The sequence below is a fragment of the Chromobacterium sp. INPA-IVC genome, from assembly GCF_059047085.1.
On record NZ_JBTNLS010000004.1, the window covers coordinates 40,071 to 63,104 of the forward strand.

Below are 23,034 nucleotides of genomic sequence, written 5' to 3' on the forward strand. Positions count from 1 at the left end.
CATGACAGCACGCGACGCCCTGCCCGCCGTACTTGGGCAGATACTGAGCGCGGAGGGAGCGATCCTGACCGACGCCGGCGGCCGCCGCATCATCGACCTGGCCAGCGGCGGCCTGGGCTTCGGCCTGCCGGACATCATCGGCAAGGTCCGCGAGCAGGCCGCCGTGATGGGCCTCTCCAACCGGGTGATGATGTCCTCGCCGCTGCTCACGCTGTGCCGCGAACTGGCCGGCATGCTGCCGCCCGCATTGTCCAACGCCTATGTCTGCAGCTCCGGCGACGAGGCCTTCGAAGGCGCGCTCAAACTGTGCAAGGGCCTGCGGCCGCAACTGCGGCGGCTAGCCCACATCCGCGGCAGCGAATTCGGCTCGCTCAGTTACGGCCGCTGCCTGGAGGAGCCGGAAGGCTACGGCCAGCTGCGCCGCTTCCTGGGGCTGGAGACGCTGACGGTGGAGCGCGACGGCGCGCTGCCGTCAATCGCCGAGCTGTCCCAGTGCTATGCGCTGTGCTACTCGCCGCTGGTCCGCCAGAGCGACGGCTCGCTGGCCGTCCTGCCGCCGGAACGCCTGCTCGCCATCGCCGCGCTGGCCCGATCGGCCGGCGTGCCCCTGATCTGCCAGGCCAGCGAAACATGCCTGGGCGCCGCCGGGGCGATGTTCGGCCACGAACTCTCCGGCGTGGCGCCCGACATTTTGGTGCTGGGCGGCGCATTGGGCGGCGGCGCGGTGCCGATAGGCTGCTACTTCACCTCGGCGGAGCGCGCCTATCAGGTGTACGGCTGCAGCTCCCCCGCCAAGCACGGCAGCACCACCGGCGGCAATCCGCTGTCCTGCACCGCCGCGCTGGCGGCGCTGGAGCACGCCGCGCGGCACAAGACCCCTGAACGCTTCCAGGCGCTGGGCAAACAGATCGCCGGCGCGCTGCCGGAGTACGTGTCCGGCGTGGTCGGCGGCATCGCCAACCTGCGCCTGCCGGACGGACTTGACGCCGCCGGACTGCCCGACCGGCTGCTGGCCGCCGGCGTGCTGACCCGCCCGCCGCGCGGCCGCACGCTCACCCTGCACCCCTCGGCCGCCACCCGCCCCCAGGCGCTGGACGCCGCTCTCGACATCATCAGGAGGACATTCGATGACCACCGCCGCCATTGACCGCCGGCAATTGCTGGACGACTGCGAAAAACACTGGGGCGCGTCCGCCGCCAAGCTGTACCGGATCGCCGGCAGCCAGGTGGAAGCGGAAGCCTCCGGCTGCGAGGTGCGCGACCATACCGGCCGCCGCTACCTGGACTTCGCCTGCAGCTACGGCGTCTTCATCGTCGGCCACCGCCACCCCGCCGTGCAGCGCCGGGTCGACGCCCAGCTGGCTCAGCTGGCCTGGACGCCGCGCGGCGCGGCGCACCCGGTGCAGCAGGAGCTGACCGAACGCCTGAAAGCGCTGGCGCCCGGCGACTGGGGCGACGTCCGCTACATGCTGTCCGGCGCCGAGGCGGTGGAGCATTCGCTGCGCTACGCGCTGGCCGCCAACGCGCCGCGCCGGCGCATCGTCATCACCGCCGGCGCCTATCACGGCAAGACGCTGGCGGCGATGAGCATACTCGGCCAGCGCCAGCACGAGGCCAGCTTCGGCAAGCTGTCGGCCGACGTGGTCATCGTGCCCTACGGCGACATGGCCGCGATGCGCGAGGCCGTCGGCGACGGTGCCTGCGCGGTCTACCTGGAGCCGATACTGGGCGGCGCCCACCTGCGCATGCCGCCGCTGGGCTATATGGAGGACATCCGCGCGCTGTGCGACCGCACCGACACCCTGCTGGTGGCCGACGAAATCCAGACCGCCTTCGGCCGCTGCGGAAAGATGTTCGCGGTGGAATACGCCAACATCGAGCCCGACATCCTGATCCTGTCCAAGGGACTGACCGGCGGCTACGCGTCCATCGCCTGCGCGATGTACCGCAAGCAAACGCTGGAGCGGCTGCCCGCCCCGGCGGACGACCACGACAGCTGCGGCGGCCACCCCTTCGCCTGCGCCGCCGCGCTGGCCGCGCTAGACGTGATCGAGGAGGAAAACCTGCTGCAGGCGTCGGTGGAGCGCGGCCAGCAGCTGCGCCAGGGCCTGATGCAACTGGCCCGCCGCTTCCCCGGCATCATCGAGGACGTGCCCGGCATCGGCCTGATGACCGGCCTGCGGCTGAAGGGCGCGGTGTACGAATCGCTGCTGTCGATGGAGCTGGGCAAACGCAACGTGCACACCGGCCACTCGATGAACGAGCGCGCCGAACGCCCGGTGCTGCGCTACTACCCGCCGCTAAGCGTCAGCGCCGACACCATAGACGAGGCGCTGAAGCGCACCCGCGAGGCGCTGGAAGCCGTGGCCGCGCTGCCGGCATGGAAGATCTCGGTGATGCGCCGCGTCACCCGCTCCATGTACCGCCTGCCCAACGCGCTGCTGCGCAAGATGTGAGGATGCCCATGCACGATATCGACGCCCTGAGCCTGCGGGAGATGGCGGACCTGCAGCGGCGCGGCCGCCTGGCCAGCCGCGACCTGGCCGAGCACTACCTGGCGCGCATCGCCGAGCGCAATCCGCGGCTGAACGCCATCATCGAGCAAACGCCGCCTGAGCGCCTGCGGGCTAAAGCCGACGCCGCCGACGCCGCGCTGCGGCGCGGCCGCCTTCTGGGGCCGCTGCACGGCGTGCCGCTGAGCCTGAAGGATGCCTGCCACGTCCGCGGCTTCCATCCCAGCCGCGGCGTGCGCGAGCTCCACGGCGCGGCCAGCGAGCGCAACGCCACCGTGGTCCAGCGATTGTTCGACGCCGGCGCCGTCGCCCTCGGCCTCAGCAATGTGCCGGAAATGTGCATGGCCTTCGACACCGACAATCTGCTGTACGGCCGCACGCTCAATCCGCACGATCCCGAGCGCTCGGCCGGCGGCAGCAGCGGCGGCGAGGCCTCGGCCATCGCTTCCGGCATGAGCCCCGGCGGTCTGGCGTCCGATGCCTGCGGCAGCGTGCGCGTGCCCGCCCACTTCAACGGCGTGTGCGGGCTCAAGCTGACGCAGTGGCGCGCGCCGCTGACCGGCCAGTTCCCGCACGACCGCTCCGGCCTGTTCCACCTCAGCTCCTCGTTCGCGGTGATGGGGCGCGGCGTCGACGACATCGCGCTGCTGGGCCAGCTGATCAGCGGCCCTGACGGGCAGGACCCGGACACCGTGCCCGCGCCGTTCCGCGACTACCGCGAACAACCGCTGTCCTCGCTGCGCATCGGCATCTGGCAGGAAAACACGGGGCCCGCCCGCCCCTCCCCGGCCACCGGCGCGCTGCTGCGGCATGCGGCGGCGCTGCTGGACGGCGCCGCCGCGTCGGTGACGGAAGTCGTCCCGCCGATGATGGACGAGGCTTTCGATGTTTTATGGAAAGTGCTGGTGCTGGGCGGCGACGGCGGCCGCGGCTGGACGCAGTTGTTCGGCCGGATGGGCAAGACCGCGTTCTCCGCGCCCATCGCCCAGTTGCTGGAGTGGAGCGCCGAACTGGAAATGAGCGTGGACGAGCTGCGCGCGGCGCTGGTGATGCGGGACACGGTCCGCCACCGGCTGGCCATGATGTTCCGCGACATCGACGTGCTGATCTGCCCGGTCTATCCGGACGTCGCCTTCCGTCACGGCGAATCGCTGCGCGAGCCGGGCGCCTACCGCTACGTGTTCCCGTTCAGCCTCAGCGGCTCGCCGGCCGCGGTGATTCCGGCCGGCCGCTGCCCGGACAGCGGCATGCCGATCGGGCTGCAACTGGTGGGCCGCCATTGGGACGAACACCAGCTGCTGGCCGCGGCCGCGCACCTGGAGCGATTGCTGCCGGCCTGGCATCCGGTTTAGGCAAATCATTCCCGCCAATAAAACAACGGGCCCGTTTTGAATTCCAGATCCAATATCCGGCGATTCAAAATGGGCCCTGTTTATATTTGGGCAAAAAAGCGGGCAATAAAGAAAGGGCTTAGTCTTGCGACTAAGCCCTTGATCTTTATGGTGCCGGTAAGAGGAGTCGAACCCCCGACCTTCGCATTACGAATGCGCTGCTCTACCAACTGAGCTATACCGGCGAACCAATCTGTAAAAAAAGCCCTGATTCTCTGAATTTGAAAATCAAGGCTTTTTTGAATTCTGGTCGGAGTGAGAGGATTCGAACCTCCGGCCTCTACGTCCCGAACGTAGCGCTCTACCAGGCTAAGCTACACTCCGATTTTGCTGCTTTTCGACTTGCGTCGAGGGAAGCTACTTTACCTCAGACTTCATTTTCTGACAAGCAATTTGTTAACTGGTCGGAGTGAGAGGATTCGAACCTCCGGCCTCTACGTCCCGAACGTAGCGCTCTACCAGGCTAAGCTACACTCCGACGACCGCTTACAAACTGCTTGTCTGAAAAACTGCTGCTGCATCGCTTGCTGCGGTACAATCAGCGGCTTCAGAGGACGCGCATTATGGAACAAATATGTGGTTTAGGCAACTATCTTTTTATCGTTTGAGCGGCGAAAGCCTGGTGGACGCCGATAAGCTGTTGCAGGCATTGGAAAAACGTCCGTTTCAACCCTGCATGGGCCTGGATTGGTTCAGCGAAGGCTGGGTTCCGCCCGCCGGACACCTGGAAGCGCCGGTCTACGCCGCACGCGGCAGCCTGATGGTTTCCATGCGCCGCGAGGACAAGGTTTTGCCGGCTTCGGTGATCCGCGACTTCGTCGAAATGAAGGTGCAGGAGATCGAAGACAAGGAGCTGCGCAAGGTCGGCCGCAAGGAAAAGCTGGCGCTGAAGGAGCAGATCACCGACGACCTGCTGCCGCGCGCCTTCGTGCGCAGCGGCCGCACCAGCGCCTACCTGGACATCGCCCGTGGCTGGCTGATGGTGGACTCCGGCTCGTCCAGCAAGGCCGAGGCGCTGGTCTCCAAGCTGCGCGAGGCGCTGCCGCCCTTCCCCGCCGCGCTGCCGCGCACCCAGATCGCGCCGCACACCGCGATGACCGACTGGCTGGCCGCTGGCGAAGCGCCGGGCGGCTTCGAGCTGGACGCCGACTGCGAACTGAAGGACGGCAGCGAAAACGGCGCGGTGGTGCGCTGCAGCCGCATCGACCTGACCAGCGACGAGATCCGCCAGCACATCGCCACCGGCAAGCAGGCCACCAAGCTGGGCCTGATCTGGAACGAGAAAATCCGCTTCCAGCTGACCGACACCCTGCAACTGAAGCGCATCCAGTTCCTGGACATGCTGCAGGACGAGGCCAGCCAGGCCGGCGACGACCGCGAAAGCCTGTTCGAGGCCACCTTCATCCTGATGAGCGAAGAACTGGGCGAACTGGTGGAAGCGCTGGTGGAGGCGCTGGGCGGCGTGGAAGACAGCCAGGCGCAGCCGGCGGCCCCCGCGCCGACGCAGACGCAAGCTCCGCAATCGGCCTCGTCCGACGCGGGCAGCGCCGTCGACGTGCCCTGGGACTGATCCCTCATTCCACCCGCGAACAACCCGGCCCCGCCGGGTTTTTTTGCGCCCGCGCGCGGCCCATTTTCCGTCATTAAGAAAAACTAACTATCAACTTAAAATAATTGATTTAACAAAACTATCAAACTTGCGGATACTGCGAGCGTCAACTATCGGGAGAGAGTCATGAAACAAAACTGGCATCAAACCTTGCTGGAAATGTGGTCCGGCTTCGCCTGGCTGCAATGAGTTCCCTTCCGTCGATTCGCCCCACTCAAGGAGAAAGCAGGATGAGCAAGCACAACCTCACTACCGCCGCCGGCGCCCCGGTTGTCGACAACCAGAACGTGCAGACCGCCGGCCCGCGCGGTCCGATGCTGCTGCAAGACGTCTGGTATCTGGAGAAACTGGCCCACTTCGACCGCGAAGTGATTCCGGAACGCCGGATGCACGCCAAGGGTTCCGGCGCCTTCGGCACCTTCACCGTCACCCATGACATCAGCCGCTATACCCGCGCCGCGCTGTTCTCCCAGATCGGCAAGAAAACCGACCTGTTCCTGCGCTTCTCTACCGTGGCCGGCGAGCGCGGCGCGGCCGACGCCGAGCGCGACATCCGCGGCTTCGCCGTCAAGTTCTACACCGAGGAAGGCAACTGGGACCTGGTGGGCAACAACACGCCGGTATTCTTCCTGCGCGATCCGCTGAAATTTCCCGACCTCAACCGCGCGGTGAAACGCAATCCGTACACCAATATGCGCGACGCCAACGCCAACTGGGATTTCTGGACGCTGCTGCCGGAAGCGCTGCACCAGGTCACCATCGTGATGAGCGACCGCGGCATTCCGTCCAGCTACCGCCACATGCACGGCTTCGGCAGCCACACCTTCAGCCTGATCAGCGCCAAGGGCGAGCGCCACTGGGTCAAATTCCACTTCCACACCCAGCAGGGCATCCAGAACCTGAGCGACGCCGAGGCCGAAAAGCTGGTAGGCCAGGATCGAGAAAGCGCGCAGCGCGATCTGCTGGAGAGCATAGACCGCGGCGATTTCCCGCGCTGGACCATGTACATCCAGGTGATGACCGAAGCCCAGGCCGACGCTTGTCCCTTCAATCCCTTCGACCTGACCAAGGTGTGGTCGCACAAGGCCTACCCGCTGATCGAAGTGGGCGTGCTGGAACTGAACCGCAATTCGCAGAACTACTTCGCCGACGTGGAGCAGGCCGCGTTCAACCCGGCCAACGTGGTGCCGGGCATCAGCTTCTCGCCCGACCGCATGCTGCAAGGCCGCTTGTTCGCCTACGGCGACGCCGAGCGCTACCGGCTGGGCGTCAACCACCACCTGATCCCGGTCAACGCGCCGCGCTGCCCCTTCCACAACAGCTATCACCGCGACGGCTCGATGCGGGTGGACAGCAATGCCGGCGCGACCATCGGCTACGAGCCGAACAGCCAGGGCAAGTGGCAGCAGCAGCCGGCGTTCGACGAGCCGCCGCTGGCGCTGCAAGGCAACGCCTACCACTACGACTTCCGCGCAGACGATGACGACTACTACAGCCAGCCCGGCGCGCTGTTCCGGCTGATGACGCCGGCCCAGCAACAAGTGCTGTTCGACAACACCGCCCGCGCGATGGGCGGCGTCGACGAGGCGATCAAGCGCCGCCACATCGCCAACTGCGCCAAGGCCGATCCCGCCTACGGCGCCGGCGTGGCCAAGGCGCTCGGCCTGAAGATCTGACGCTGAGCTGAACGGCCGGCCGGGCGAAAGCTCCGCCGGCTTTTTCTTCCCTCTTGATTTAAATGATAATCATTATCATTATTATGGAAAGCCATTCACGTGAGAGCCGCCATGCAAACCGTCAGCCCCTTCCCATCCCGCCACAAGGCCAACAAACCTGCCTCTGCGCCGCGCCGCCGCTGGCGGCGTTGGCTGGGTCTGGCCATCTTCTGCGCCGGCTGCCTGCTGTGGCTGCAACACGGCGTAACCCCCGCGCCGCGCCCCGTGGCGGCGTCGGCCGCGCGTTGAGCCGAGATTTATTGAACCAAAGTAAACAATTAAGTGAGAAAACCAGCGTTTTTTTAACCGCCATGCCGGCGTAAGCTGTTGCCATACCCTCATTGCAGGCAACAGATCATGACAACCCGACAACCCTCGCTGTTCATTTCCCACGGCGCGCCGACGCTGCCGATAGAAGACAGCCCCACCCGCCATTTCCTGGAACAACTGGGCCGCGACTGGCCGCGCCCGCGCGCCATCGTCATCGTATCCGCCCACTGGGAGACGCGCGCCCTCACCGTCAATCTGCAGCCCCGGCCCGATACGATGTACGACTTCGGCGGCTTCCCCCCGGTGCTGCGCACGCTGCGCTACCCTGCCGCCACCGACACAGCGCTGGCCGAGCGCGTGGTCGGCCTGCTGGACCAAGCCGGCCTGCCGGTGGCCGCCACCGCCGAGCGGCCGCTGGACCACGGCATGTGGACGCCGCTGCTGCTGATGTTCCCCCAGGCCGACATCCCGCTGGTGATGATCTCGCTGCACCACAAGGCCGGCGCCGCCGAGCACTACGCGCTGGGCCAGGCGCTCAAGCCGCTGCGCGACGAAAACGTGCTGCTGATGGGCAGCGGCAGCTACACCCATAATCTATGGGAGCTGAGCCCGGAAGGCAGCGAACGCGCGCCCTGGGCGGCGGGCTTCGCCGACTGGATGGACCAGGCGCTGCGGGAAAACCGCCGCGACGACATCGTCCGCTGGCAACAGCGCGCGCCCTACCCGAACGAGAACCACCCCAGCGACGAGCACTTCCAGCCGCTATTGGTGGCGCTGGGCGCGTCGGACGACGACGCGGTGCCGGTCAAGCTGCACGACGACTGGCGGATGGGCTCGCTGTCGATGGCCTGCTGGCGCTTCGATTGAGGAAAACCGCCTACAGGGTGCGCAGCCTGCCGCGGAACGCGTCCAGGCTGCGATAGCCCTTGACCCGCATCAGCATCGCCAGCTCGCCGGCGATGCGGGAGAAGGCGCCCGGCCCCTCCTGGTACAGGCAGGTGCCCACCTGCACCGCGCGCGCGCCGGCCAGGATGTGCATGAAAGCTTCGCGGCCGCTCTTCACGCCGCCGCAGCCAACCACATCCTTGCCCGGCAGCCGCCGGGAAAACTCCCGCACATTGGCCAGCGCGGTCGGCAGCACGTAATCGCCGCCCAGCCCGCCCAGGCCGTCCTTGGGCTTGATGACCACCACCTCGCTGTCGATGTCCACCACCAAGCCGTTGCCTATCGAATTGATGCAGGTGACGAAGGCCAGCCGCGGGTGGCGGTTCAGTATCTCCGCCATCGCGGCGAAATGGGCGGGATCGAAGTAAGGCGGCAGCTTGACGCCGTACAGGCCGGAATAGGCGGCGTCGAAAGCGACCAGCGCCTCGGCCGTCGCGGCGAAGTCGTAGCCCAGCTGCGGCTTGCCCGGCACATTGGGGCAGGACAGATTGACTTCCGGCACCGCCGGCAAGCCCTCCTCGGCCAGACGCCTCAGCATTTCGCAATTGTCGTCCAGCGACAGGCCGGACAAGGACAGGAACAGCGGTTTGCCGCTGCCGTAGCGATAGCAGCGCGCGTAATCCAGGTAGTAGTCGAAGCCGCGGTTGGGCAGACCCATCGAATTGATGCTGCCCAGGGGCGTCCGGCAATAGCGCGGCTCGGGGTTGCCGTCGCGCGGCGCCAGCGTGGCGCTCTTGGTGATCACCGCGGCGGTGGCGGAAGCGAGCACCGCCTCCAGCTCATCCTCCTCGCGGCACCAGACGCCGGAGGCGTTGTACAGGCAACCCGGCATGGTCTGGCCCAGCCAGGTGACGGACAGGTCGATCGCGTGGTCATCGGACATTTGAAGCTTTCGGCTGAAAGTGGAATGTCCTTGATTGTGCGGAAAAATGCCGGCGGCGATGCTGAGCAGGGTCAAGGCCTCCTCGCGCGGCAAAGAAAATGCCCGGCTTGCGGCCGGGCATTTCATCGATGGCGATCAGCGCTTACATCTGCGCCTGCTGGTAGTTTTCCACGCCCATCAGCTCGATCAGCTTCAGTTGCTGCTCCAGCCAGTGCGCGTGGTCGTTTTCGGTTTCTTCCAGCAGCACCATCAAGCCGTCGCGCGTCACGTAGTCGCGCACGCTTTCGCTGTGGGCGATCACTTCCTTCAACAGCGCGCCGACGCGGTATTCCACTTCCAGATCGGCCTTCAGCATCGCCGGCACGTCTTCGCCCACCTTGATCGGCACGCGGCGGGCAACGTCGGGGCGGCCCTGCAGGAACAAGGTGCGGGCGATCAGCGTGCGCGCGTGCTCCAGTTCGTCCTCGCGCTCGTGGTCGATGCGCTCGAACAGCTTGTTCAGCCCCATGTCCTTGTACATCTCGGCATGGATGAAGTACTGGTCTGCGGCGGACAGCTCTTCGGCCAGGAGGTCGTTGAGCAGCGCTATGGTCTTGGGATCGCCCTTCATGTTTTTATCCTGTGGTTCCGGGTCATGCAAACCGTCATTCTAGGCGTTCAGCGCAGCAGATGCACGCCCTGGTAGAAAACGAAAGACAGCGACCAAGCCAGCAGCACCGACCAGCCGACCGACATCGCGGCGAAGCGCCAGCTTTTCGATTCGCGGTGCATCGCCGCCACCGTGGACAGGCAGGGCACGTACACCAGCGTGAAAATCAGGAAGCTCATCGCCGACACCCAATCCAGATGCTGAACCAGCACCCCGCCCAGGCCGGCCTCGGACACGCCGTAGATCACCGCCAGGCTGCCCAGCAGGATTTCCTTGGCGATGAAGCCGAACAGCAGCGCCACCGCCAGCTCGGCGCGTATGCCTATCGGGTCCAGCACCGGCGACAGCGCCGCGCCCAGCGCGTAAGCCAGGGTCTTGCCGTCGCCGGCCGGGATGTGGGTCAGCAGCCAGACCATCACCACGCCGGCCAGGATGAAGGTGGAGGCCAGCCGCAGAAAGGCGCTCACCTCGCCCGCAGCCCGCGTCAGCATGTGGCGCGCGCCCGGCAGCCGGTACGGCGGCACTTCCAGAAGAAAAGCCTCGTCGCCGCGGTAGCGATGCTTGAACACCCAGGCGGTGACGATGGCGGCGACGAAGGTCATCAAATACAGGCCGGACACCACCCACGGCGCCTGGCTCTTGCTGAACAGGATGCCGGCGAAGAACACCACCACCTGCAGCCGCGCCGAGCACAGCGAAAACGGAATCACCAGCATGGTCAGCAAACGCTGGCTGCGCTCGCGCATCACCCGGGTGCCCATGATGGCCGGCACATTGCAGCCGAAGCCCATCAGCTGCATCACGAAACCGCGGCCGTCCAGCCCCAGCTTGGCCATCATCGCGTCGGTGAGAAAGGCGGCGCGCGCCAGATAGCCGCTGTCCTCCACCATCGCCATCAGCACGAAGAACACGAACAATATCGGCGCGAAAGTCAGCACCGTAGCCACGCCCTGCCACACGCCGTCCAGCAGCAGGCTTTGCAGGATGGCGGGCAAGGACACGATCGCCGGCGCCAGCGCGCCGTCCTTCACCCAGTCGAGCAGCCCGCTCACCGCGTCCTGCAACGGCGTGCCGATCTGGTAGGTGAGATTGAACAGCAGCGCCATGAAGGCGAAGAACAATGGCAGGCCCAGCCACGGATGCAGCAGCCAGCGGTCCACCTTCTCGGAGAGCAGCGTCGGCAGCACCGGCGGCAGCCGCCAGCAGCCGTCCAGCTGGCGGCGAGCCTGGTCTATCGCCTGTTGCGACTCCGGCACGCTCTCCAGCTGCGCGTGAACAGCCGGTCCGGGCCTGGCCGCCAGTCGATTCAACTCTTCGTTCAGCCTGGGCCAGCCCTCCATCCGTTTGGCCGACACCAGCGCCACCGGCGCGCCCAGCCTTGCGGCCAACGCCTCCACATCCACGGAAATGCCCAACAGCCTGGCCTCGTCGGCCATATTCAGCGCCACCAGACAAGGCAGGCCGCTGGCGATCACCTGCAGCGCCAAAGGCAATTGGCGGTCCAACTGGCTGGCGTTGAGCACCAGCACCGCGCCGTCGAACGGCGTGGACAGCAGCACATCGCGCACCACCGCCTCGTCGTCGGTATAGCCGGTGAGGTCGTTGACGCCGGGCAGGTCGATCAGCTCCACCATCTTGCCGCCCAGCAGCAGCCGTGAGCTGATCAGCTCCACGGTCAGCCCCGGCCAGTTGCCGACCCGCTGCGACATGCCGGTTAGCCTGTTGAACAAGGTGGACTTGCCGGTATTGGGCAAGCCTATCAGCGCGAAACGCTTCATGCCGCCGCCCTCACCTGAATATGGCGGGCCAGGCTGCGGCGCAGCAGAAAGCGGGTGGCGCCCACCTCCAGCAGCAGCGGGCCGCCCCAGGGCGCGGCGCGGCGCAGATGAAAACGGCTGCCCGGCACCAAGCCGAAGGCGGCCACGCGGCGAAACGCCTCGTCGCTCAGGTCCAACCGGTCCACGACGCCGCAGGCGCCGGCCGGAAAGCCATCCAATGACTGCATAGCAATTCCCAGATAATGCGAATAGTTTGCATTAGTATATCGAAGCCCCTCCCGCCGGCCTGCGGCATATTGCCGCAATCCGCCTGGCGCTTGACCTCGGTCAAGCCTGCCTCCCCTTCGCGCAACGCCCCGGCGCTTCCGCCCCGCGGATTTCAGCCACCCGACATGGCGCGAAGCGGGTAAAATCGCGGGCATCGCACACATCGACACTAACGGGCCTACGACCATGAGCATCAAATCGGACAAGTGGATACGCCGGATGGCGGACGAGCACGACATGATCGTGCCGTTCGAGTCCAACCAGGTGAAAATGGCCGCCGACGGCCAGAAGCTGATCTCCTACGGCACCTCCAGCTACGGCTACGATATCCGCTGCGCCGACGAATTCAAGGTATTCACCAACATCAACAGCACCATCGTCGACCCGAAAAACTTCGACCCCAACTCCTTCGTCGAAGTGTCGGGCAAGGGCTACTGCATCATTCCGCCCAACAGCTTCGCGCTGGCGCGCACGGTGGAATACTTCCGCATTCCGCGCAGCGTGCTGACCGTCTGCCTGGGCAAATCCACCTACGCCCGCTGCGGCATCATCGTCAACGTCACCCCGTTCGAGCCGGAATGGGAAGGCTACGTGACGCTGGAGTTCTCCAACACCACGCCGCTGCCGGCCAAAATCTACGCCAACGAGGGCGTGGCCCAGGTGCTGTTCTTCGAGTCGGACGAAGTCTGCGACGTGTCCTACAAGGACCGCGCCGGCAAATACCAGGGCCAGGTTGGCGTCACGCTGCCGCGCCCCTGACCAGCGGAAGCGCACGCGAGAAAAGGATGGCTTCGGCCATCCTTTTTGTTTGCGCCGCGCGCAAAAGCCGCTCGCAATTTCCGGCATCTGTTCTAGGCTAAACAAAGGGTTAGCTGACATCCCGGTTGTGCCGACCCTTTGCACAGCAAGCTGTTTCTTCTTGGGGCGTCGCGGTTCCCCCTTGCCGCTGCGCCCCCTTTTTATGCCCCGTCCGCTTGCCAGCCCGCCGCGCCGAAGCCATCATCGTTTTTTGTTCTCCCCCACGTCATCCATGAACATCTACGACTTCACCTTCCGCCGCCTGGACGGCGGCGAACAGGCGATGGCCGACTACCGCGGCCGCGTGCTGCTGCTGGTCAACACCGCCAGCCGCTGCGGCTTCACCCCCCAATACGCCGGCCTGGAGACGCTGCACCGCCGCTTCGGCGAGCAGGGCCTGACGGTGATAGGCTTTCCCTGCAACCAGTTCGGCGAACAGGAGCCTGCCGCCGCGGCCGAGATCGGCGCCTTTTGCCAGAAGAACTACGGCGTGGACTTCGAGATGGCCGACAAGATAGACGTCAACGGCGCCCGCGCCCACCCGCTGTGGCAATACCTGAAACAGCAGAGGCGCGGCCTGCTAGGCCGGCCGGTGCGCTGGAATTTCAGCAAATTTCTGGTGGACCGCCAGGGACGGGTGGTGGCGCGTTTCGCCCCGTTCACCCGGCCGGAAAAACTGGCCGCCCGGATCGAGGCGCTGCTGCAATGAAAAGAGCCGGGCGCTGCCCGGCTCCGTTGCCGCCTGCATGGCGGCGCTGCGGGTCTCCCCGCCTATGCGCATGAATCGATGTTGCGTTTGGCGACCGCCGCCAACAAGTCCAGATCGTCGTCCAGATGTTCCTGGATATCCATCAGCGCCGCGCGCAATACCGCCGCGGCCAGCTCGGACTGATCGCCGTTGAACACATGGGCCAGCACCCTCAATTCGCGGCACGCGGTGATATCCAACGGCACCTCCAGCCTGCGCACCACTGTCAGCTCCATCTCGGCCGCCGCTTCCGGGCAAGCCGCGCGCTGGGCCTCCAGATCCGCCAACAAGGTTTTCAAGGCCAGTCCCATTCTGTCCTCCCCTGCTCTCTCGTTCATCTTCGCCGGGTCCTGCCCGACCCCTGCGGCCTGTGCCTCCCCGCGCCCGCCGGCCGCCAGCCGGGCCCAGTCGTTTCATTCCTCGGGGCCTAGACATCCCCGTCATCCAGCCGTCGCCGGCGCGCCCTGGCAACGCGCCACATCAGGTCGTCCGACGTCACCTAACACGCGATTCAAGCGCCGGAGGCGCCCGCCTCCAGGCAGCGAAAGACTCTTTGAGCATAGGCCAAAGCCCGGCAAAAAACTCAGCCGCGTGCCTCGAAACCGGCCAGCACATTGACCACATTGGTCCCGATCGGGCCTACCGCGTAGCCGCCCTCCAGGCAGAACAGCGTCGGCAGTTTCAGTCCCGCCAGCCGCGCGCCCAGTGTGACGAAATCGGCAGAATCGAGCTGGAAGCGCGAGATCGGATCGCCGCGGTAGGTGTCCACCCCCAGCGACACCACCAGCGCCTCGGCGCCGAAGCGGGCGATCTGATCCAGCGCGCAATCCAGCGCCACGAACCAGGTGCTGACGCAAGAACCGGCAGGCAGCGGGAAGTTGAAGTTGTAGCCCAGCCCCTCGCCTTCGCCCTTCTCATCCGCGAAGCCGAGGAAGAACGGGTACTCGGTGCGCGGATCGCCGTGTATCGACAGGAACAGCACGTCGGCGCGGCGGTAGAAGATGTCCTGAGTGCCGTTGCCGTGGTGGTAGTCGACATCCAGCACCGCCACCCTATGCATGCCCCGGTCGCGCAGCGCCTGGGCGGCGATGGCGGCGTTGTTGAGAAAGCAGTAGCCGCCGCAATAGTCGAAGGCGGCGTGATGGCCGGGCGGCCGGGTCAACGCGAACACAGCCCGCTCGCCGCCGATCAACCTGTCGGCTCCGGTCAGCGCGGTGTCGGCGGCCGCGGTCGCCGCCGCCCAGGTGCCGGCGGTGATCGGCGTGCCGCAATCCATAGAGTAATAGCAGAGCTGGCCCTCCACGTGATCGGGAACAGCCTCCCTCAGACGGCGGACCTGCCACATCTTGGGCAGTGCGTCATAGTCGCGGCCCATATCGCTCCAGCGCTGCCAGGCGGTTTCCAGAAAGCGCGCGTAGTCGGCGTCGTGCACGCGCAGGATGGGGTCCAGGCCGTGGCGGCGCGGATGGATGATGTCGCCCAGCTCGCGCTCGCGGACGGCGGCCAGCACCATATCGGCGCGCGACGGGGTTTCGAAACAGGGTTTGAGGGTGCCGTCGATCAGCTCGGACTGGCCGTGCTGCAGGCGGTGGGAATCGGAATAGACGGTGAGCATGGCGTTTTCCCGCAGAGGAATGCCTTATGCTCCCGCCATGGCGCCGCGTGGTCAAACATTGATGGGCGCGAACTTGCGCCAGGACAAGCGCCGCTCAGACCACCAGGCCGGACACGTAGTACCAGCGGCCGTCTTCGCGCAGGAAACGGCTGGTCTCATGCATGCGCTCGGCCTTGCCGCCCACCTTGCAGCGGGCGACGAACTCCACCACGCCCTCCCCGTCCGCCTCCAGTCCGGCTTCGCAGCGCTTCACCTCCAGGCCTATCCACTTCACCACGCCGGCATCCTCATCCAGATGCAGCGCCTCCGGCCGGGTGGACGAATGCCAGGTGGCCAGCAGGTAAGCCTCCAGCCCTAGCGCGTAGGCGCTGTAGCGCGAGCGCATCAAGGCCTGCGCGGTCGGGGCCGGCGGCGCGTCCGGACCAAGGTAGCGGCCGCAGCAGGCCGCCAGTTCGCCGCCGCCGCAGGGGCAGGCGGCGTTCGCGTGTTTCTTCGACTTCATCAGTAACCCAGAGGCGGCAGGCCGTACAGCTTGAGCAGGAAATTGGAGAACGCCGGATCGGCCGGCTTGGGCGAGTATTTGGGCCAGCGCCGCATCCACTCGCGCAGATGCGCTTCCAGCTTGGCGCGGAAGGCGTCGGAGTCGATGCGGCCGGCGTCGCGCTCCACCGTCAGCTGGCGGTAGACGGCGAAGTTGTCGTTGTCGACCGGATTGCCGCCGGCGATGCGCAGCCGGGCGGCGCCTAGCTGGTCGGCCGCCGCGGTGCGGGTCAGCTCGCCCGACTTGACCTTGTCGGCCAGCCGGTTGGCTTCGGCCAGCAACTGGTCCACCTTGCCGGACGCGCGCGGCTGGGCCGATTGCGCCGGCCGGGACGAGGCGCCGGAGCCGGAATGGATGGGCACGCCCAACTGCTGCAGCGCGCTGCAAGCGGTCAGCGAGCCCAGCAGGGAGAAAGCGATGAGCTGTCTTTTCATGGCGGCCATTGTAGCCCGCCCTGCCCGCGCGCCGTCAACGGCAAACGTATTGCGATCGATTGCGCGCGGGGCTGGCCGCTCAGCCCAGGTGCTCGAACAACACGGTGGACAGGTAGCGCTCGCCGAAGGACGGGATCACCACCACGATCAGCTTGCCGGCGTTTTCCGGCCGTTTGGCCAGTTGCAGCGCCGACCACACCGCCGCGCCGGAGGAAATGCCGACCAGAATGCCTTCCTTGGTGGCCACTTCGCGCGCGGTCTGCAGCGCGTCCTCGTTCTTGACGCGGATGATTTCGTCGTAGATGCCGGTATTGAGAATGCCCGGCACGAAACCGGCGCCTATGCCCTGGATCGGGTGCGGACCCTTGGGACCGCCGGAGAGCACCGGCGACGCGTCCGGCTCCACCGCGACGATCTGCACGCCGGGCTTGCGCGCCTTCAGCACTTCGCCGACCCCGGTGATGGTGCCGCCGGTGCCCACGCCGGCCACGAAGATGTCCACCTTGCCGTCGGTGTCGTTCCACACTTCCTCGGCGGTGGTATGGCGGTGGATTTCCGGATTGGCCGGGTTCTCGAACTGCTGCGGCATGAAATAGGTGTCGGGGAATTCGTCGACCAGCGCCTTCGCCTTGGCGATGGCCCCGCCCATGCCGTCCGGCCCCGGCGTCAGGATCAGCTCGGCGCCGTAGGCTTTCAGCAACTGGCGGCGCTCCTTGCTCATCGACTCCGGCATGGTGATCGCCAGCTTGTAGCCGCGCGCCGCGCACACCATCGCCAGGCCGATGCCGGTGTTGCCCGAGGTCGGCTCGACGATGACGGTGTTGGGGCCGATCTTGCCGGCCGCCTCCGCCGCGTCCAGCATCGCCACCGCGATGCGGTCCTTGACGCTGTGCGCCGGATTGAAGAATTCCAACTTGGCGACCACCGTGGCGCCAACGCCCTCGGTGACGCGGTTGAGCTTGACCAGCGGGGTGTTGCCGATCAGGTCGGTGATGGTATTGGCGATGCGCATGATCTTATTCCTCATCCTGCTAAAATGACGATGCCGATATTCCACGGCATCATAATCAATACGATGCGGGCGACCTAATATTGTTTGCTTATATCCAGCAAACCAAACTCCGGCTACCCTCTCTAACCCGCCGCCGACCGCCTGCGGCCAGCCTGGAAACAGGCCAGCCGCCGCTGCGGAGAAAACGCCGGCGGACTCAAACCGCTTTGTTATAGTCAATGCAAACACAGGCAAGGTTCATATGCCCACCCAGGAAACCCTGATTCCGCTGTCCGGCTGGCGCCGCAAACTGTACATCGTCATCTACGAGGCCGACACCCGCGCCGGGCGCATTTTCGACATGGCGCTGATCGCCGCCATCCTGCTCTCCGTCGCCTGCGTGATGCTGGAAAGCGTGTCGTCGATACGCCAGCGCTACGGCACGCTGCTGACCGTGCTGGACTGGCTGTTCACCCTGCTGTTCACCATCGAGTACGCGCTGCGGCTGATCTGCGTGCACAAGCCGATGCGGTATGTGAAGAGCTTCTTCGGCATCATCGACCTGCTGTCCATCCTGCCGCTCTACCTCGGCCTGTTCATCCCGGAAAGCCGCTTCCTCGCCGACGTGCGCATCCTGCGCCTGCTGAGGATGTTCCGCATCCTCAAGCTCAGCCGCCACCTGGGCGAGGCGGCCCAGCTGCGTAAGGCGCTGATGGCCAGCCAGCGCAAGATCACCGTGTTCCTGGTGACCGTGGTGCTGCTGGTGATCGTGCTGGGCACGCTGATGTATGTGATAGAAGGCCCCGAGCACGGCTTCACCAGCATCCCGATCAGCATCTACTGGGCCATCGTCACGCTGACCACCGTCGGCTTCGGCGACATCACGCCGAAAACGCCGCTGGGACAGGCGCTGGCCAGCCTGGTGATGATCACCGGCTACGGCATCATCGCGGTGCCGACCGGCATCGTCAGCGCCGAGATCGCCCGCAGTTCGCCGCCCGAGCCTTCCGAAAACCGCTCCGCCACCCGGCTGTGCCCGCATTGCTTCAGCGAGGGGCACGACTGGGACGCCCGCCACTGCAAGCACTGCGGCGGCCAGCTGCCGCGCCCGGCCAAGGGCGAGGTCAGCTAAGCGCCCGCCGGTAAGCGTCCAGCGCGCGGGTGTCGAAAGCCACCAGCCTCACCTCGCGCAGGCCATGGGGCCGGCTGGACAGCCAGGCCCTCAGCGCGCCGGCCGCCAGACCGCAGGCGGCCTCCAGCGGATAGCCGTAAACGCCGCAGCTGATCGCCGGAAACGCGATGCTGGCCACGCCATGGCGCGCGGCCAGCTCCAGGCTGTTGCGGTAGCAAGCCGCCAGCAATTCCGGCTCGCCCTCTCCCCCGCCCTGCCATACCGGCCCCACGGTGTGGATCACGTAGCGGGCGGGCAGCAGATAGCCATCGGTCAGCCTCGCCTCTCCGGTCGGGCAGCCTCCGAGCAAACGGCAGGCTGCCAGCAGGCCTGGGCCCGCCGCCTGATGAATCGCGCCGTCCACCCCGCCGCCGCCCAGCAGGCTGTTGTTGGCCGCATTGACGATGGCGTCCACCTCCATGCCGGTGATGTCGCCCTGAACACATCGCAGCAAATCTTCCATATCGTCTCCTTCGCCTCGCAGCCCGCGCCCGATCTCCGGCCGCTATAAAGCCTCCGGGTGGTATCATGGCCGCTGCCGCAATGGCGGGTTTCAATTCACGCTATTGTCATTTATTCGACACAACAGAGACAAATCGCCTCCGCCAAATAGCAAGCGTTTACTCTGGCTGCGGCGCTGACGCAACATGCCATTGGCAATCCTAATCGCTCCGCCCGGCAGGGAACAAGGCTGCGCCAAGCTTTGCGGCCCGCTGTGGATAACTTTGTTGATAAGCCGGTGCACAGTTGGGCTAAACCCTTGCCAAGCGCGGCTTCCACTGGTTTTTCACGCCGGGGATTGATTTTTGTAAGATATTGATTTGATTGCACTTTGAATCAGATATCAAACGCTACGCAGGTGGGAGGCCGCCCGCGTCCCTTGAATATTTACTCCAGTGAAGCATTGTGGATCACTTGACAAGATACAATTTCCCTGATCAGAGCCAGGACGTGATCAGCGTCTCCTCCCTCAACCGCATGGCGCGGGACCTGCTGGAAGCGGGCATTCCGCCAGTGTGGATAGGCGGGGAAATTTCCAACCTGACGCTGGCCGCCTCCGGCCACGCCTACTTCTCGCTGAAGGACGGCGGCGCCCAGCTGCGCTGCGTGATGTTCCGCCACAAGCTGTCCCTGCTGCCGTTCCGGCCGCAGGAAGGCATGCAGGTGGAGCTGCGCGGCCAGGTGACGCTGTACGAGGCCAGGGGCGAATTCCAGATCAACGTCGGCGAGATGCGCGCCGCCGGGCTAGGCAGGCTGTACGAGGCTTTCGAGCGGTTGAAGGCGCGGCTGCAGGCCGAGGGTCTGTTCGACAATGCCCGCAAGCGCGAGCTGCCCGTCCACCCCGCGGCCATCGGCATCGTCACCTCCCCCGCCGCCGCCGCGCTGCGCGACGTGGTCAGCACGCTGCGCCGCCGCATGCCGGGCATCCCGCTGATCCTCTACCCGGCCCAGGTGCAGGGCGAAAGCTCGGCCCGGCAGATCGCCGATGCCATCCGCCAAGCCGGCGAGCGCCGCGAGGTCGACGTGCTGATCGTCTGCCGCGGCGGCGGCAGCATCGAAGACCTGTGGTCGTTCAACGAGGAAATCGTCGCCCGCGCCGTCGCCGCCTGCCCGATTCCCACCGTCAGCGGCGTCGGCCACGAAACCGACTTCACCATCTGCGACTTCGTCGCCGACCGCCGCGCGCCGACGCCGACCGCGGCGGCGGAGCTGGTATCGCCCAACCGCGAGCACCTGGCCATTCAGCTGGAGCAAACCCGCCGCGCGCTGGAGCGGGCGCTGGGCCGGCTGCTCACCGACAAGGCCCAGCAGCTGGATTTCCTCGGCCGCCGGCTGACCCACCCCGGCGCCAGATTGCAAACCCAGCGCGAACGGCTGAACACGCTGTCGCAAACGCTGAAGCAACGCGTACATGCCGCCTTCGAACAGGGCCGCTGGCGGCTGCAGCTGGCCGGCACCCGCCTCGCCCGCCACCAGCCGGATCTGGACGCGGGCAGACAGGCGCTGCAGCAACGGCAGGCCGCGCTGATCCGCGCGCGCGACCGGCTGCTGGAGCGCCGCGCCCAGCGGCTCGCGCAGCTGGCCGCCACGCTGACCGCGCTCAATCCCGATGCCGTGCTGGCGCGCGGCTACGCCATCGTGCAAAAACAGGATGGCCAGGCGGTCAAGAACCCGGCCGAGCTGCTCAACCACGAAAAGGTGACGCTGCGGCTGGCCGAAGGCAGCACCGAAGCCCGTATCGAGCATTCCGAAGGCGCGCAAGCCCAGCTGCCGTTTTAAGGCCTGCTAAAGATCCCTGCCGGCGAAAACCTCGCGGCAAGGAGCCAGATGCGCCATCAACGGCGCCTGGCCACGCCTCTGGTTTCACCCCGGTGCCGCCGACTATCAGCCCCATCCCGTGAAAGACGCCGCCGGCGTCTTTTTTCATTTCCGTTTCACTCTTCCGGAACGGTTTATTTCCACAGAAATAATTTGCCGATTATTTATCCAAGCGCAGCTTAAAATAAATCCCGCCTTATTTTATTTCTCCGCGCCATATTCTTATCAAATCACGCATTTGCTGATCCAGATTAATCCTTTCCGATTGACGACGTCATTTAGCTTTGCGATCATGCGCCGCAACAAAAACATTCATCCGCGCAGCGCATTGATTTTAATGAATGTTCGCAATTGAATGGTCGCTGTTGGCTATATAAAAATGGCGTGAGAAAACATGCTGACCAATTTAAACAAGGCTGACAAACAGCCGCATGAAACCCATCAACACAAGGCATTGAATATGAAACCGAAGCAAATCAATAGCGCCGCCGAATTTGAAAGCCAAATTCAGAAAAGTTTGGACCTTGCCAAAATGATTCGATTAAGCGCCGAGGAAATAGAAATGATCAGCGGCGGCGCGCAGGAAAATCCGCCGCGCATGACAGGGAAAATCGTACAGCCATCAGCCAAGCAATAAAAGCGGCCATCCATTCCGCCCAAGCGGCGGGCGAACATTCATTCAGGCGCTTCGCGAACCAATATGAACAACGACCAAACCCGGCTCTGTCCCAGCTCCACCTTCGAAGGCGATGGCAATATGGTGTTCGGCATCGTGGGCGGCAGCGCGCATCAGCGTCGCGTGATCTATCTGAAACAAATGCTGCCGGCCGCCGGGATCGACCGTTCCCGCTTGGACGGCATCGCGCCGGAGGAAGTGTTCCGCACCGCCGGTCCTTGCGCCCAGGCCCGTTGCGCCCATCACGACAATGCCGCCTCGCGCTGCACGCTGGCCGAGCGCGTGGTGGCCGCGGCGGACGAAGTGGTGGACCGGCTGGCCTACTGCGCGATACGGCCCCGCTGCATGTGGTGGAGCCAGCACGGCCGCGACGCCTGCGCGCGCTGTCCACAGGTGGTATCCATCGATCGCCTGCCGGGTGAAGCCATCGCCCAGGCCCGAATCCCGCCCCGGCACGCCGCCGCCGGCCACTGAACCCCTTCCAGCAATCGCTCAGAAAAGGAAAATCGCCATGAAGCAAAGCCAGACCCTTCAACACGCCGAGTGGGACGCTCAGCTCGACCGCAGCCTGGAAATCGCCCAGCTGGTGCGCCTGAGCGCCGACGAGATCGAATGCGTATCCGGCGGGCAGGCCAACAACGGGCCGAGCACCGGCTTCGTGCCGCGCAAGCCGCCGACGACCGGCTTCGTTCCGCAGCCCTGAGCCCGCCATGAAAAAGGCCGCTCCCGATGGAGCGGCCTTGGCTTTTGCGATACGAATTCGCGTCAGGCTTGCGGGCGCAGCGCCGGCGGCAGCGCGAATACTGTGCTCTCCTCCACCCCGGGCAGCTCGGTGACCTGGGTGACGTCGAACGCCTTGATGCGGTCGATCACCGCCTGCACCAGCACTTCCGGCGCGCTGGCGCCGGCGGTGACGCCGACGCGGCGCTTGCCGACGAACCATTCCGGCTCCAGCAAGCTGGCGTTGTCGACCATATAGGCGTCGACGCCCTTCAGCGCCGCCACTTCCCGCAGGCGGTTGGAATTAGAGCTATTGGGCGATCCCACCACCACCACGATATCGCACTGGTCGGCCAGCAGCTTCACCGCGTCCTGGCGGTTCTGCGTCGCGTAGCAGATGTCGTCTTTCTTCGGACTGTGGATCTTGGGGAAGCGGGCCTTCAGCGCGGCGATGATGTCGCGGGTCTCGTCCACCGACAGCGTGGTCTGGCTGACGTAAGACAGCGCGTCCTCGCGCTTGACCTGCAGCGTGGCGACGTCGTCTACCGTTTGCACCAGATACATGCCGGAATCCACCTGGCCCATCGTGCCTTCCACTTCCGGATGGCCGGCGTGGCCGATCATGATGATTTCCATGTCAGCCTTGTGCATCCTCTTCACCTCGACATGCACCTTGGTCACCAGCGGACAGGTGGCGTCGAACACCGTCAGCCCCAGCGCCTCGGCCTCCGCCCGCACCGTCAGCGGCACGCCGTGGGCGGAGTAGATCAGCGTGCTGCCGGGCGGCACGTCTTTCAATTCCTCGATGAACACCGCGCCCTTGTTGCGCAGGTCATCGACGACGAAGCGGTTGTGCACCACTTCATGGCGCACGTAGATGGGTGCGCCGTACAGCTCGATGGCGCGCTCGACGATGGCGATGGCCCGGTCGACGCCGGCGCAGAAGCCGCGCGGGTTGGCGAGCATGATGGTCTTCGTCATCAGAATTTCCTCAATCGAGC

26 protein-coding genes and 3 tRNA genes are annotated in these 23,034 nt (G+C 65.5%); 15 read left to right on the forward strand and 14 right to left on the reverse strand.

Translation table 11 applies throughout. From position 1 onward, the window contains the following. The first annotated feature begins 1 nt into the window (after nt 1). Genes ACX17K_RS07780 through ACX17K_RS07790 form a run of 3 tightly spaced genes read left to right on the forward strand, consistent with a single transcriptional unit; the run spans nt 2 to nt 3,865 of the window. Nucleotides 2-1,147 carry an aminotransferase class III-fold pyridoxal phosphate-dependent enzyme gene (locus ACX17K_RS07780; protein ID WP_493774368.1) on the forward strand — a complete coding sequence of 382 codons (1,146 nt, stop codon included), beginning with the start codon at nt 2-4 and terminating at the stop codon, nt 1,145-1,147. Continuing rightward, nucleotides 1,128-2,456 (forward strand): aspartate aminotransferase family protein, encoded by a 1,329-nt coding sequence (locus ACX17K_RS07785; protein ID WP_493774369.1) that lies wholly within the window; start codon nt 1,128-1,130, stop codon nt 2,454-2,456. The genes ACX17K_RS07780 and ACX17K_RS07785 overlap by 20 nt, the downstream gene beginning before the upstream one ends. A gap of 8 nt (nt 2,457-2,464) precedes the next feature. Beyond that, nucleotides 2,465-3,865 carry an amidase gene (locus ACX17K_RS07790; RefSeq protein WP_493774370.1) on the forward strand — a complete coding sequence of 467 codons (1,401 nt, stop codon included), beginning with the start codon at nt 2,465-2,467 and terminating at the stop codon, nt 3,863-3,865. A 148-nt stretch (nt 3,866-4,013) separates the two neighbouring features. Here ACX17K_RS07790 and ACX17K_RS07795 read toward each other — a convergent pair. From ACX17K_RS07795 to ACX17K_RS07805, 3 genes are all read right to left on the reverse strand, one after another. After that, a tRNA-Thr gene (locus tag ACX17K_RS07795) sits at nt 4,014-4,089 on the reverse strand. A 62-nt stretch (nt 4,090-4,151) separates the two neighbouring features. Next, nucleotides 4,152-4,228, reverse strand: a tRNA-Pro gene (locus ACX17K_RS07800). Nucleotides 4,229-4,305: 77 nt separating this feature from the next. Next, a tRNA-Pro gene (locus ACX17K_RS07805) sits at nt 4,306-4,382 on the reverse strand. A gap of 96 nt (nt 4,383-4,478) precedes the next feature. Here ACX17K_RS07805 and ACX17K_RS07810 point away from each other — a divergent pair. The 4 genes from ACX17K_RS07810 to ACX17K_RS07825 all read left to right on the forward strand — a co-directional run bounded on the left by ACX17K_RS07810 (nt 4,479) and on the right by ACX17K_RS07825 (nt 8,365). Continuing rightward, nucleotides 4,479-5,474, forward strand: a complete 996-nt coding sequence (locus tag ACX17K_RS07810) for a recombination-associated protein RdgC (protein ID WP_347371203.1) — start codon at nt 4,479-4,481, stop codon at nt 5,472-5,474. Nucleotides 5,475-5,743: 269 nt separating this feature from the next. Next, nucleotides 5,744-7,189 carry a catalase gene (locus ACX17K_RS07815; RefSeq protein WP_493774371.1) on the forward strand — a complete coding sequence of 482 codons (1,446 nt, stop codon included), beginning with the start codon at nt 5,744-5,746 and terminating at the stop codon, nt 7,187-7,189. A 111-nt stretch (nt 7,190-7,300) separates the two neighbouring features. After that, nucleotides 7,301-7,477, forward strand: coding sequence for a hypothetical protein (locus tag ACX17K_RS07820; protein ID WP_493774372.1), 177 nt, complete (start codon nt 7,301-7,303; stop codon nt 7,475-7,477). 108 nt (nt 7,478-7,585) lie between these two features. Then, nucleotides 7,586-8,365 (forward strand): DODA-type extradiol aromatic ring-opening family dioxygenase, encoded by a 780-nt coding sequence (locus ACX17K_RS07825; protein WP_493774373.1) that lies wholly within the window; start codon nt 7,586-7,588, stop codon nt 8,363-8,365. A 10-nt stretch (nt 8,366-8,375) separates the two neighbouring features. On the opposite strand, the gene ACX17K_RS07830 is transcribed toward ACX17K_RS07825, so the two are convergent. From ACX17K_RS07830 to ACX17K_RS07845, 4 genes are all read right to left on the reverse strand, one after another. Then, nucleotides 8,376-9,326 (reverse strand): dihydroorotate oxidase, encoded by a 951-nt coding sequence (locus ACX17K_RS07830; RefSeq protein WP_493774374.1) that lies wholly within the window; start codon nt 9,324-9,326, stop codon nt 8,376-8,378. 142 nt (nt 9,327-9,468) lie between these two features. After that, nucleotides 9,469-9,936 (reverse strand): bacterioferritin, encoded by a 468-nt coding sequence (bfr, locus tag ACX17K_RS07835; protein ID WP_046158145.1) that lies wholly within the window; start codon nt 9,934-9,936, stop codon nt 9,469-9,471. 47 nt (nt 9,937-9,983) lie between these two features. Next, nucleotides 9,984-11,753 carry a ferrous iron transport protein B gene (gene feoB, locus ACX17K_RS07840; RefSeq protein WP_493774375.1) on the reverse strand — a complete coding sequence of 590 codons (1,770 nt, stop codon included), beginning with the start codon at nt 11,751-11,753 and terminating at the stop codon, nt 9,984-9,986. Beyond that, a complete protein-coding gene (locus ACX17K_RS07845) occupies nt 11,750-11,980 on the reverse strand; it encodes a FeoA family protein (protein WP_070979531.1) in 231 nt (76 codons plus the stop codon). The genes feoB and ACX17K_RS07845 overlap by 4 nt, the downstream gene beginning before the upstream one ends. A gap of 226 nt (nt 11,981-12,206) precedes the next feature. Here ACX17K_RS07845 and dcd point away from each other — a divergent pair, with 226 nt between their 5' ends. Further along, nucleotides 12,207-12,779 (forward strand): dCTP deaminase, encoded by a 573-nt coding sequence (dcd, locus tag ACX17K_RS07850; RefSeq protein ID WP_493774376.1) that lies wholly within the window; start codon nt 12,207-12,209, stop codon nt 12,777-12,779. A 271-nt stretch (nt 12,780-13,050) separates the two neighbouring features. Then, complete coding sequence (locus tag ACX17K_RS07855; protein ID WP_493774377.1) at nt 13,051-13,527, forward strand: glutathione peroxidase; 477 nt, start codon at nt 13,051-13,053, stop codon at nt 13,525-13,527. 62 nt (nt 13,528-13,589) lie between these two features. On the opposite strand, the gene ACX17K_RS07860 is transcribed toward ACX17K_RS07855, so the two are convergent. From ACX17K_RS07860 to cysK, 5 genes are all read right to left on the reverse strand, one after another. Then, nucleotides 13,590-13,904, reverse strand: a complete 315-nt coding sequence (locus ACX17K_RS07860; protein ID WP_493774378.1) for a hypothetical protein — start codon at nt 13,902-13,904, stop codon at nt 13,590-13,592. 245 nt (nt 13,905-14,149) lie between these two features. After that, complete coding sequence (locus ACX17K_RS07865) at nt 14,150-15,181, reverse strand: histone deacetylase family protein (protein WP_493774379.1); 1,032 nt, start codon at nt 15,179-15,181, stop codon at nt 14,150-14,152. 94 nt (nt 15,182-15,275) lie between these two features. Beyond that, nucleotides 15,276-15,683 carry a YchJ family protein gene (locus ACX17K_RS07870; RefSeq protein WP_493774380.1) on the reverse strand — a complete coding sequence of 136 codons (408 nt, stop codon included), beginning with the start codon at nt 15,681-15,683 and terminating at the stop codon, nt 15,276-15,278. After that, nucleotides 15,683-16,156: a hypothetical protein gene (locus ACX17K_RS07875; RefSeq protein WP_493774381.1), complete on the reverse strand. Its 474-nt coding sequence runs from the start codon at nt 16,154-16,156 to the stop codon at nt 15,683-15,685. Before ACX17K_RS07875 ends, ACX17K_RS07870 begins: the two co-directional genes overlap by 1 nt. Before the next feature lie 79 nt (nt 16,157-16,235). Next, nucleotides 16,236-17,168: a cysteine synthase A gene (gene cysK, locus ACX17K_RS07880; RefSeq protein WP_231162731.1), complete on the reverse strand. Its 933-nt coding sequence runs from the start codon at nt 17,166-17,168 to the stop codon at nt 16,236-16,238. A gap of 241 nt (nt 17,169-17,409) precedes the next feature. Here cysK and ACX17K_RS07885 point away from each other — a divergent pair, with 241 nt between their 5' ends. Continuing rightward, a complete protein-coding gene (locus ACX17K_RS07885) occupies nt 17,410-18,279 on the forward strand; it encodes an ion transporter (protein ID WP_021478996.1) in 870 nt (289 codons plus the stop codon). On the opposite strand, the gene ACX17K_RS07890 is transcribed toward ACX17K_RS07885, so the two are convergent. Next, the gene (locus ACX17K_RS07890; RefSeq protein ID WP_493774382.1) at nt 18,272-18,781 is read right to left on the reverse strand and encodes an O-acetyl-ADP-ribose deacetylase; all 510 of its coding nucleotides are present in this window, start codon (nt 18,779-18,781) and stop codon (nt 18,272-18,274) included. The genes ACX17K_RS07885 and ACX17K_RS07890 overlap by 8 nt on opposite strands. 452 nt (nt 18,782-19,233) lie before the next feature. On the opposite strand from ACX17K_RS07890, the gene xseA reads away from it, so the two are divergent. The 5 genes from xseA to ACX17K_RS07915 all read left to right on the forward strand — a co-directional run bounded on the left by xseA (nt 19,234) and on the right by ACX17K_RS07915 (nt 22,016). Then, nucleotides 19,234-20,598: an exodeoxyribonuclease VII large subunit gene (xseA, locus tag ACX17K_RS07895; protein WP_493774383.1), complete on the forward strand. Its 1,365-nt coding sequence runs from the start codon at nt 19,234-19,236 to the stop codon at nt 20,596-20,598. Between the two features lie 118 nt (nt 20,599-20,716). After that, a complete protein-coding gene (locus ACX17K_RS07900; RefSeq protein WP_493774384.1) occupies nt 20,717-20,992 on the forward strand; it encodes a hypothetical protein in 276 nt (91 codons plus the stop codon). A 39-nt stretch (nt 20,993-21,031) separates the two neighbouring features. Beyond that, nucleotides 21,032-21,274 (forward strand): hypothetical protein, encoded by a 243-nt coding sequence (locus ACX17K_RS07905; RefSeq protein WP_493774385.1) that lies wholly within the window; start codon nt 21,032-21,034, stop codon nt 21,272-21,274. 63 nt (nt 21,275-21,337) lie between these two features. Further along, on the forward strand, nt 21,338-21,787 hold the full coding sequence (locus tag ACX17K_RS07910) for a hypothetical protein (protein WP_493774386.1): 450 nt from the start codon (nt 21,338-21,340) through the stop codon (nt 21,785-21,787). Between the two features lie 37 nt (nt 21,788-21,824). Continuing rightward, complete coding sequence (locus ACX17K_RS07915; RefSeq protein WP_231162736.1) at nt 21,825-22,016, forward strand: hypothetical protein; 192 nt, start codon at nt 21,825-21,827, stop codon at nt 22,014-22,016. A gap of 62 nt (nt 22,017-22,078) precedes the next feature. Here ACX17K_RS07915 and ispH read toward each other — a convergent pair whose 3' ends face one another. Continuing rightward, nucleotides 22,079-23,014, reverse strand: coding sequence for a 4-hydroxy-3-methylbut-2-enyl diphosphate reductase (gene ispH, locus ACX17K_RS07920; RefSeq protein WP_221664634.1), 936 nt, complete (start codon nt 23,012-23,014; stop codon nt 22,079-22,081). Between the last annotated feature and the right edge of the window lie 20 nt (nt 23,015-23,034).

What these genes read in the sequence shown, in the direction of transcription:
- ACX17K_RS07780 (WP_493774368.1), top strand. Translation starts at nt 2, where the DNA reads ATGACAGCACGCGACGCCCTGCCCGCCGTACTTGGGCAGATACTGAGC.
- ACX17K_RS07785 (WP_493774369.1), top strand. Translation starts at nt 1,128, where the DNA reads ATGACCACCGCCGCCATTGACCGCCGGCAATTGCTGGACGACTGCGAA.
- ACX17K_RS07790 (WP_493774370.1), top strand. Translation starts at nt 2,465, where the DNA reads ATGCACGATATCGACGCCCTGAGCCTGCGGGAGATGGCGGACCTGCAG.
- ACX17K_RS07810 (WP_347371203.1), top strand. Translation starts at nt 4,479, where the DNA reads ATGTGGTTTAGGCAACTATCTTTTTATCGTTTGAGCGGCGAAAGCCTG.
- ACX17K_RS07815 (WP_493774371.1), top strand. Translation starts at nt 5,744, where the DNA reads ATGAGCAAGCACAACCTCACTACCGCCGCCGGCGCCCCGGTTGTCGAC.
- ACX17K_RS07820 (WP_493774372.1), top strand. Translation starts at nt 7,301, where the DNA reads ATGCAAACCGTCAGCCCCTTCCCATCCCGCCACAAGGCCAACAAACCT.
- ACX17K_RS07825 (WP_493774373.1), top strand. Translation starts at nt 7,586, where the DNA reads ATGACAACCCGACAACCCTCGCTGTTCATTTCCCACGGCGCGCCGACG.
- ACX17K_RS07830 (WP_493774374.1), bottom strand. Translation starts at nt 9,326, where the DNA reads ATGTCCGATGACCACGCGATCGACCTGTCCGTCACCTGGCTGGGCCAG.
- bfr (WP_046158145.1), bottom strand. Translation starts at nt 9,936, where the DNA reads ATGAAGGGCGATCCCAAGACCATAGCGCTGCTCAACGACCTCCTGGCC.
- feoB (WP_493774375.1), bottom strand. Translation starts at nt 11,753, where the DNA reads ATGAAGCGTTTCGCGCTGATAGGCTTGCCCAATACCGGCAAGTCCACC.
- ACX17K_RS07845 (WP_070979531.1), bottom strand. Translation starts at nt 11,980, where the DNA reads ATGCAGTCATTGGATGGCTTTCCGGCCGGCGCCTGCGGCGTCGTGGAC.
- dcd (WP_493774376.1), top strand. Translation starts at nt 12,207, where the DNA reads ATGAGCATCAAATCGGACAAGTGGATACGCCGGATGGCGGACGAGCAC.
- ACX17K_RS07855 (WP_493774377.1), top strand. Translation starts at nt 13,051, where the DNA reads ATGAACATCTACGACTTCACCTTCCGCCGCCTGGACGGCGGCGAACAG.
- ACX17K_RS07860 (WP_493774378.1), bottom strand. Translation starts at nt 13,904, where the DNA reads ATGAACGAGAGAGCAGGGGAGGACAGAATGGGACTGGCCTTGAAAACC.
- ACX17K_RS07865 (WP_493774379.1), bottom strand. Translation starts at nt 15,181, where the DNA reads ATGCTCACCGTCTATTCCGATTCCCACCGCCTGCAGCACGGCCAGTCC.
- ACX17K_RS07870 (WP_493774380.1), bottom strand. Translation starts at nt 15,683, where the DNA reads ATGAAGTCGAAGAAACACGCGAACGCCGCCTGCCCCTGCGGCGGCGGC.
- ACX17K_RS07875 (WP_493774381.1), bottom strand. Translation starts at nt 16,156, where the DNA reads ATGAAAAGACAGCTCATCGCTTTCTCCCTGCTGGGCTCGCTGACCGCT.
- cysK (WP_231162731.1), bottom strand. Translation starts at nt 17,168, where the DNA reads ATGCGCATCGCCAATACCATCACCGACCTGATCGGCAACACCCCGCTG.
- ACX17K_RS07885 (WP_021478996.1), top strand. Translation starts at nt 17,410, where the DNA reads ATGCCCACCCAGGAAACCCTGATTCCGCTGTCCGGCTGGCGCCGCAAA.
- ACX17K_RS07890 (WP_493774382.1), bottom strand. Translation starts at nt 18,781, where the DNA reads ATGGAAGATTTGCTGCGATGTGTTCAGGGCGACATCACCGGCATGGAG.
- ACX17K_RS07905 (WP_493774385.1), top strand. Translation starts at nt 21,032, where the DNA reads ATGCTGACCAATTTAAACAAGGCTGACAAACAGCCGCATGAAACCCAT.
- ACX17K_RS07910 (WP_493774386.1), top strand. Translation starts at nt 21,338, where the DNA reads ATGAACAACGACCAAACCCGGCTCTGTCCCAGCTCCACCTTCGAAGGC.
- ACX17K_RS07915 (WP_231162736.1), top strand. Translation starts at nt 21,825, where the DNA reads ATGAAGCAAAGCCAGACCCTTCAACACGCCGAGTGGGACGCTCAGCTC.
- ispH (WP_221664634.1), bottom strand. Translation starts at nt 23,014, where the DNA reads ATGACGAAGACCATCATGCTCGCCAACCCGCGCGGCTTCTGCGCCGGC.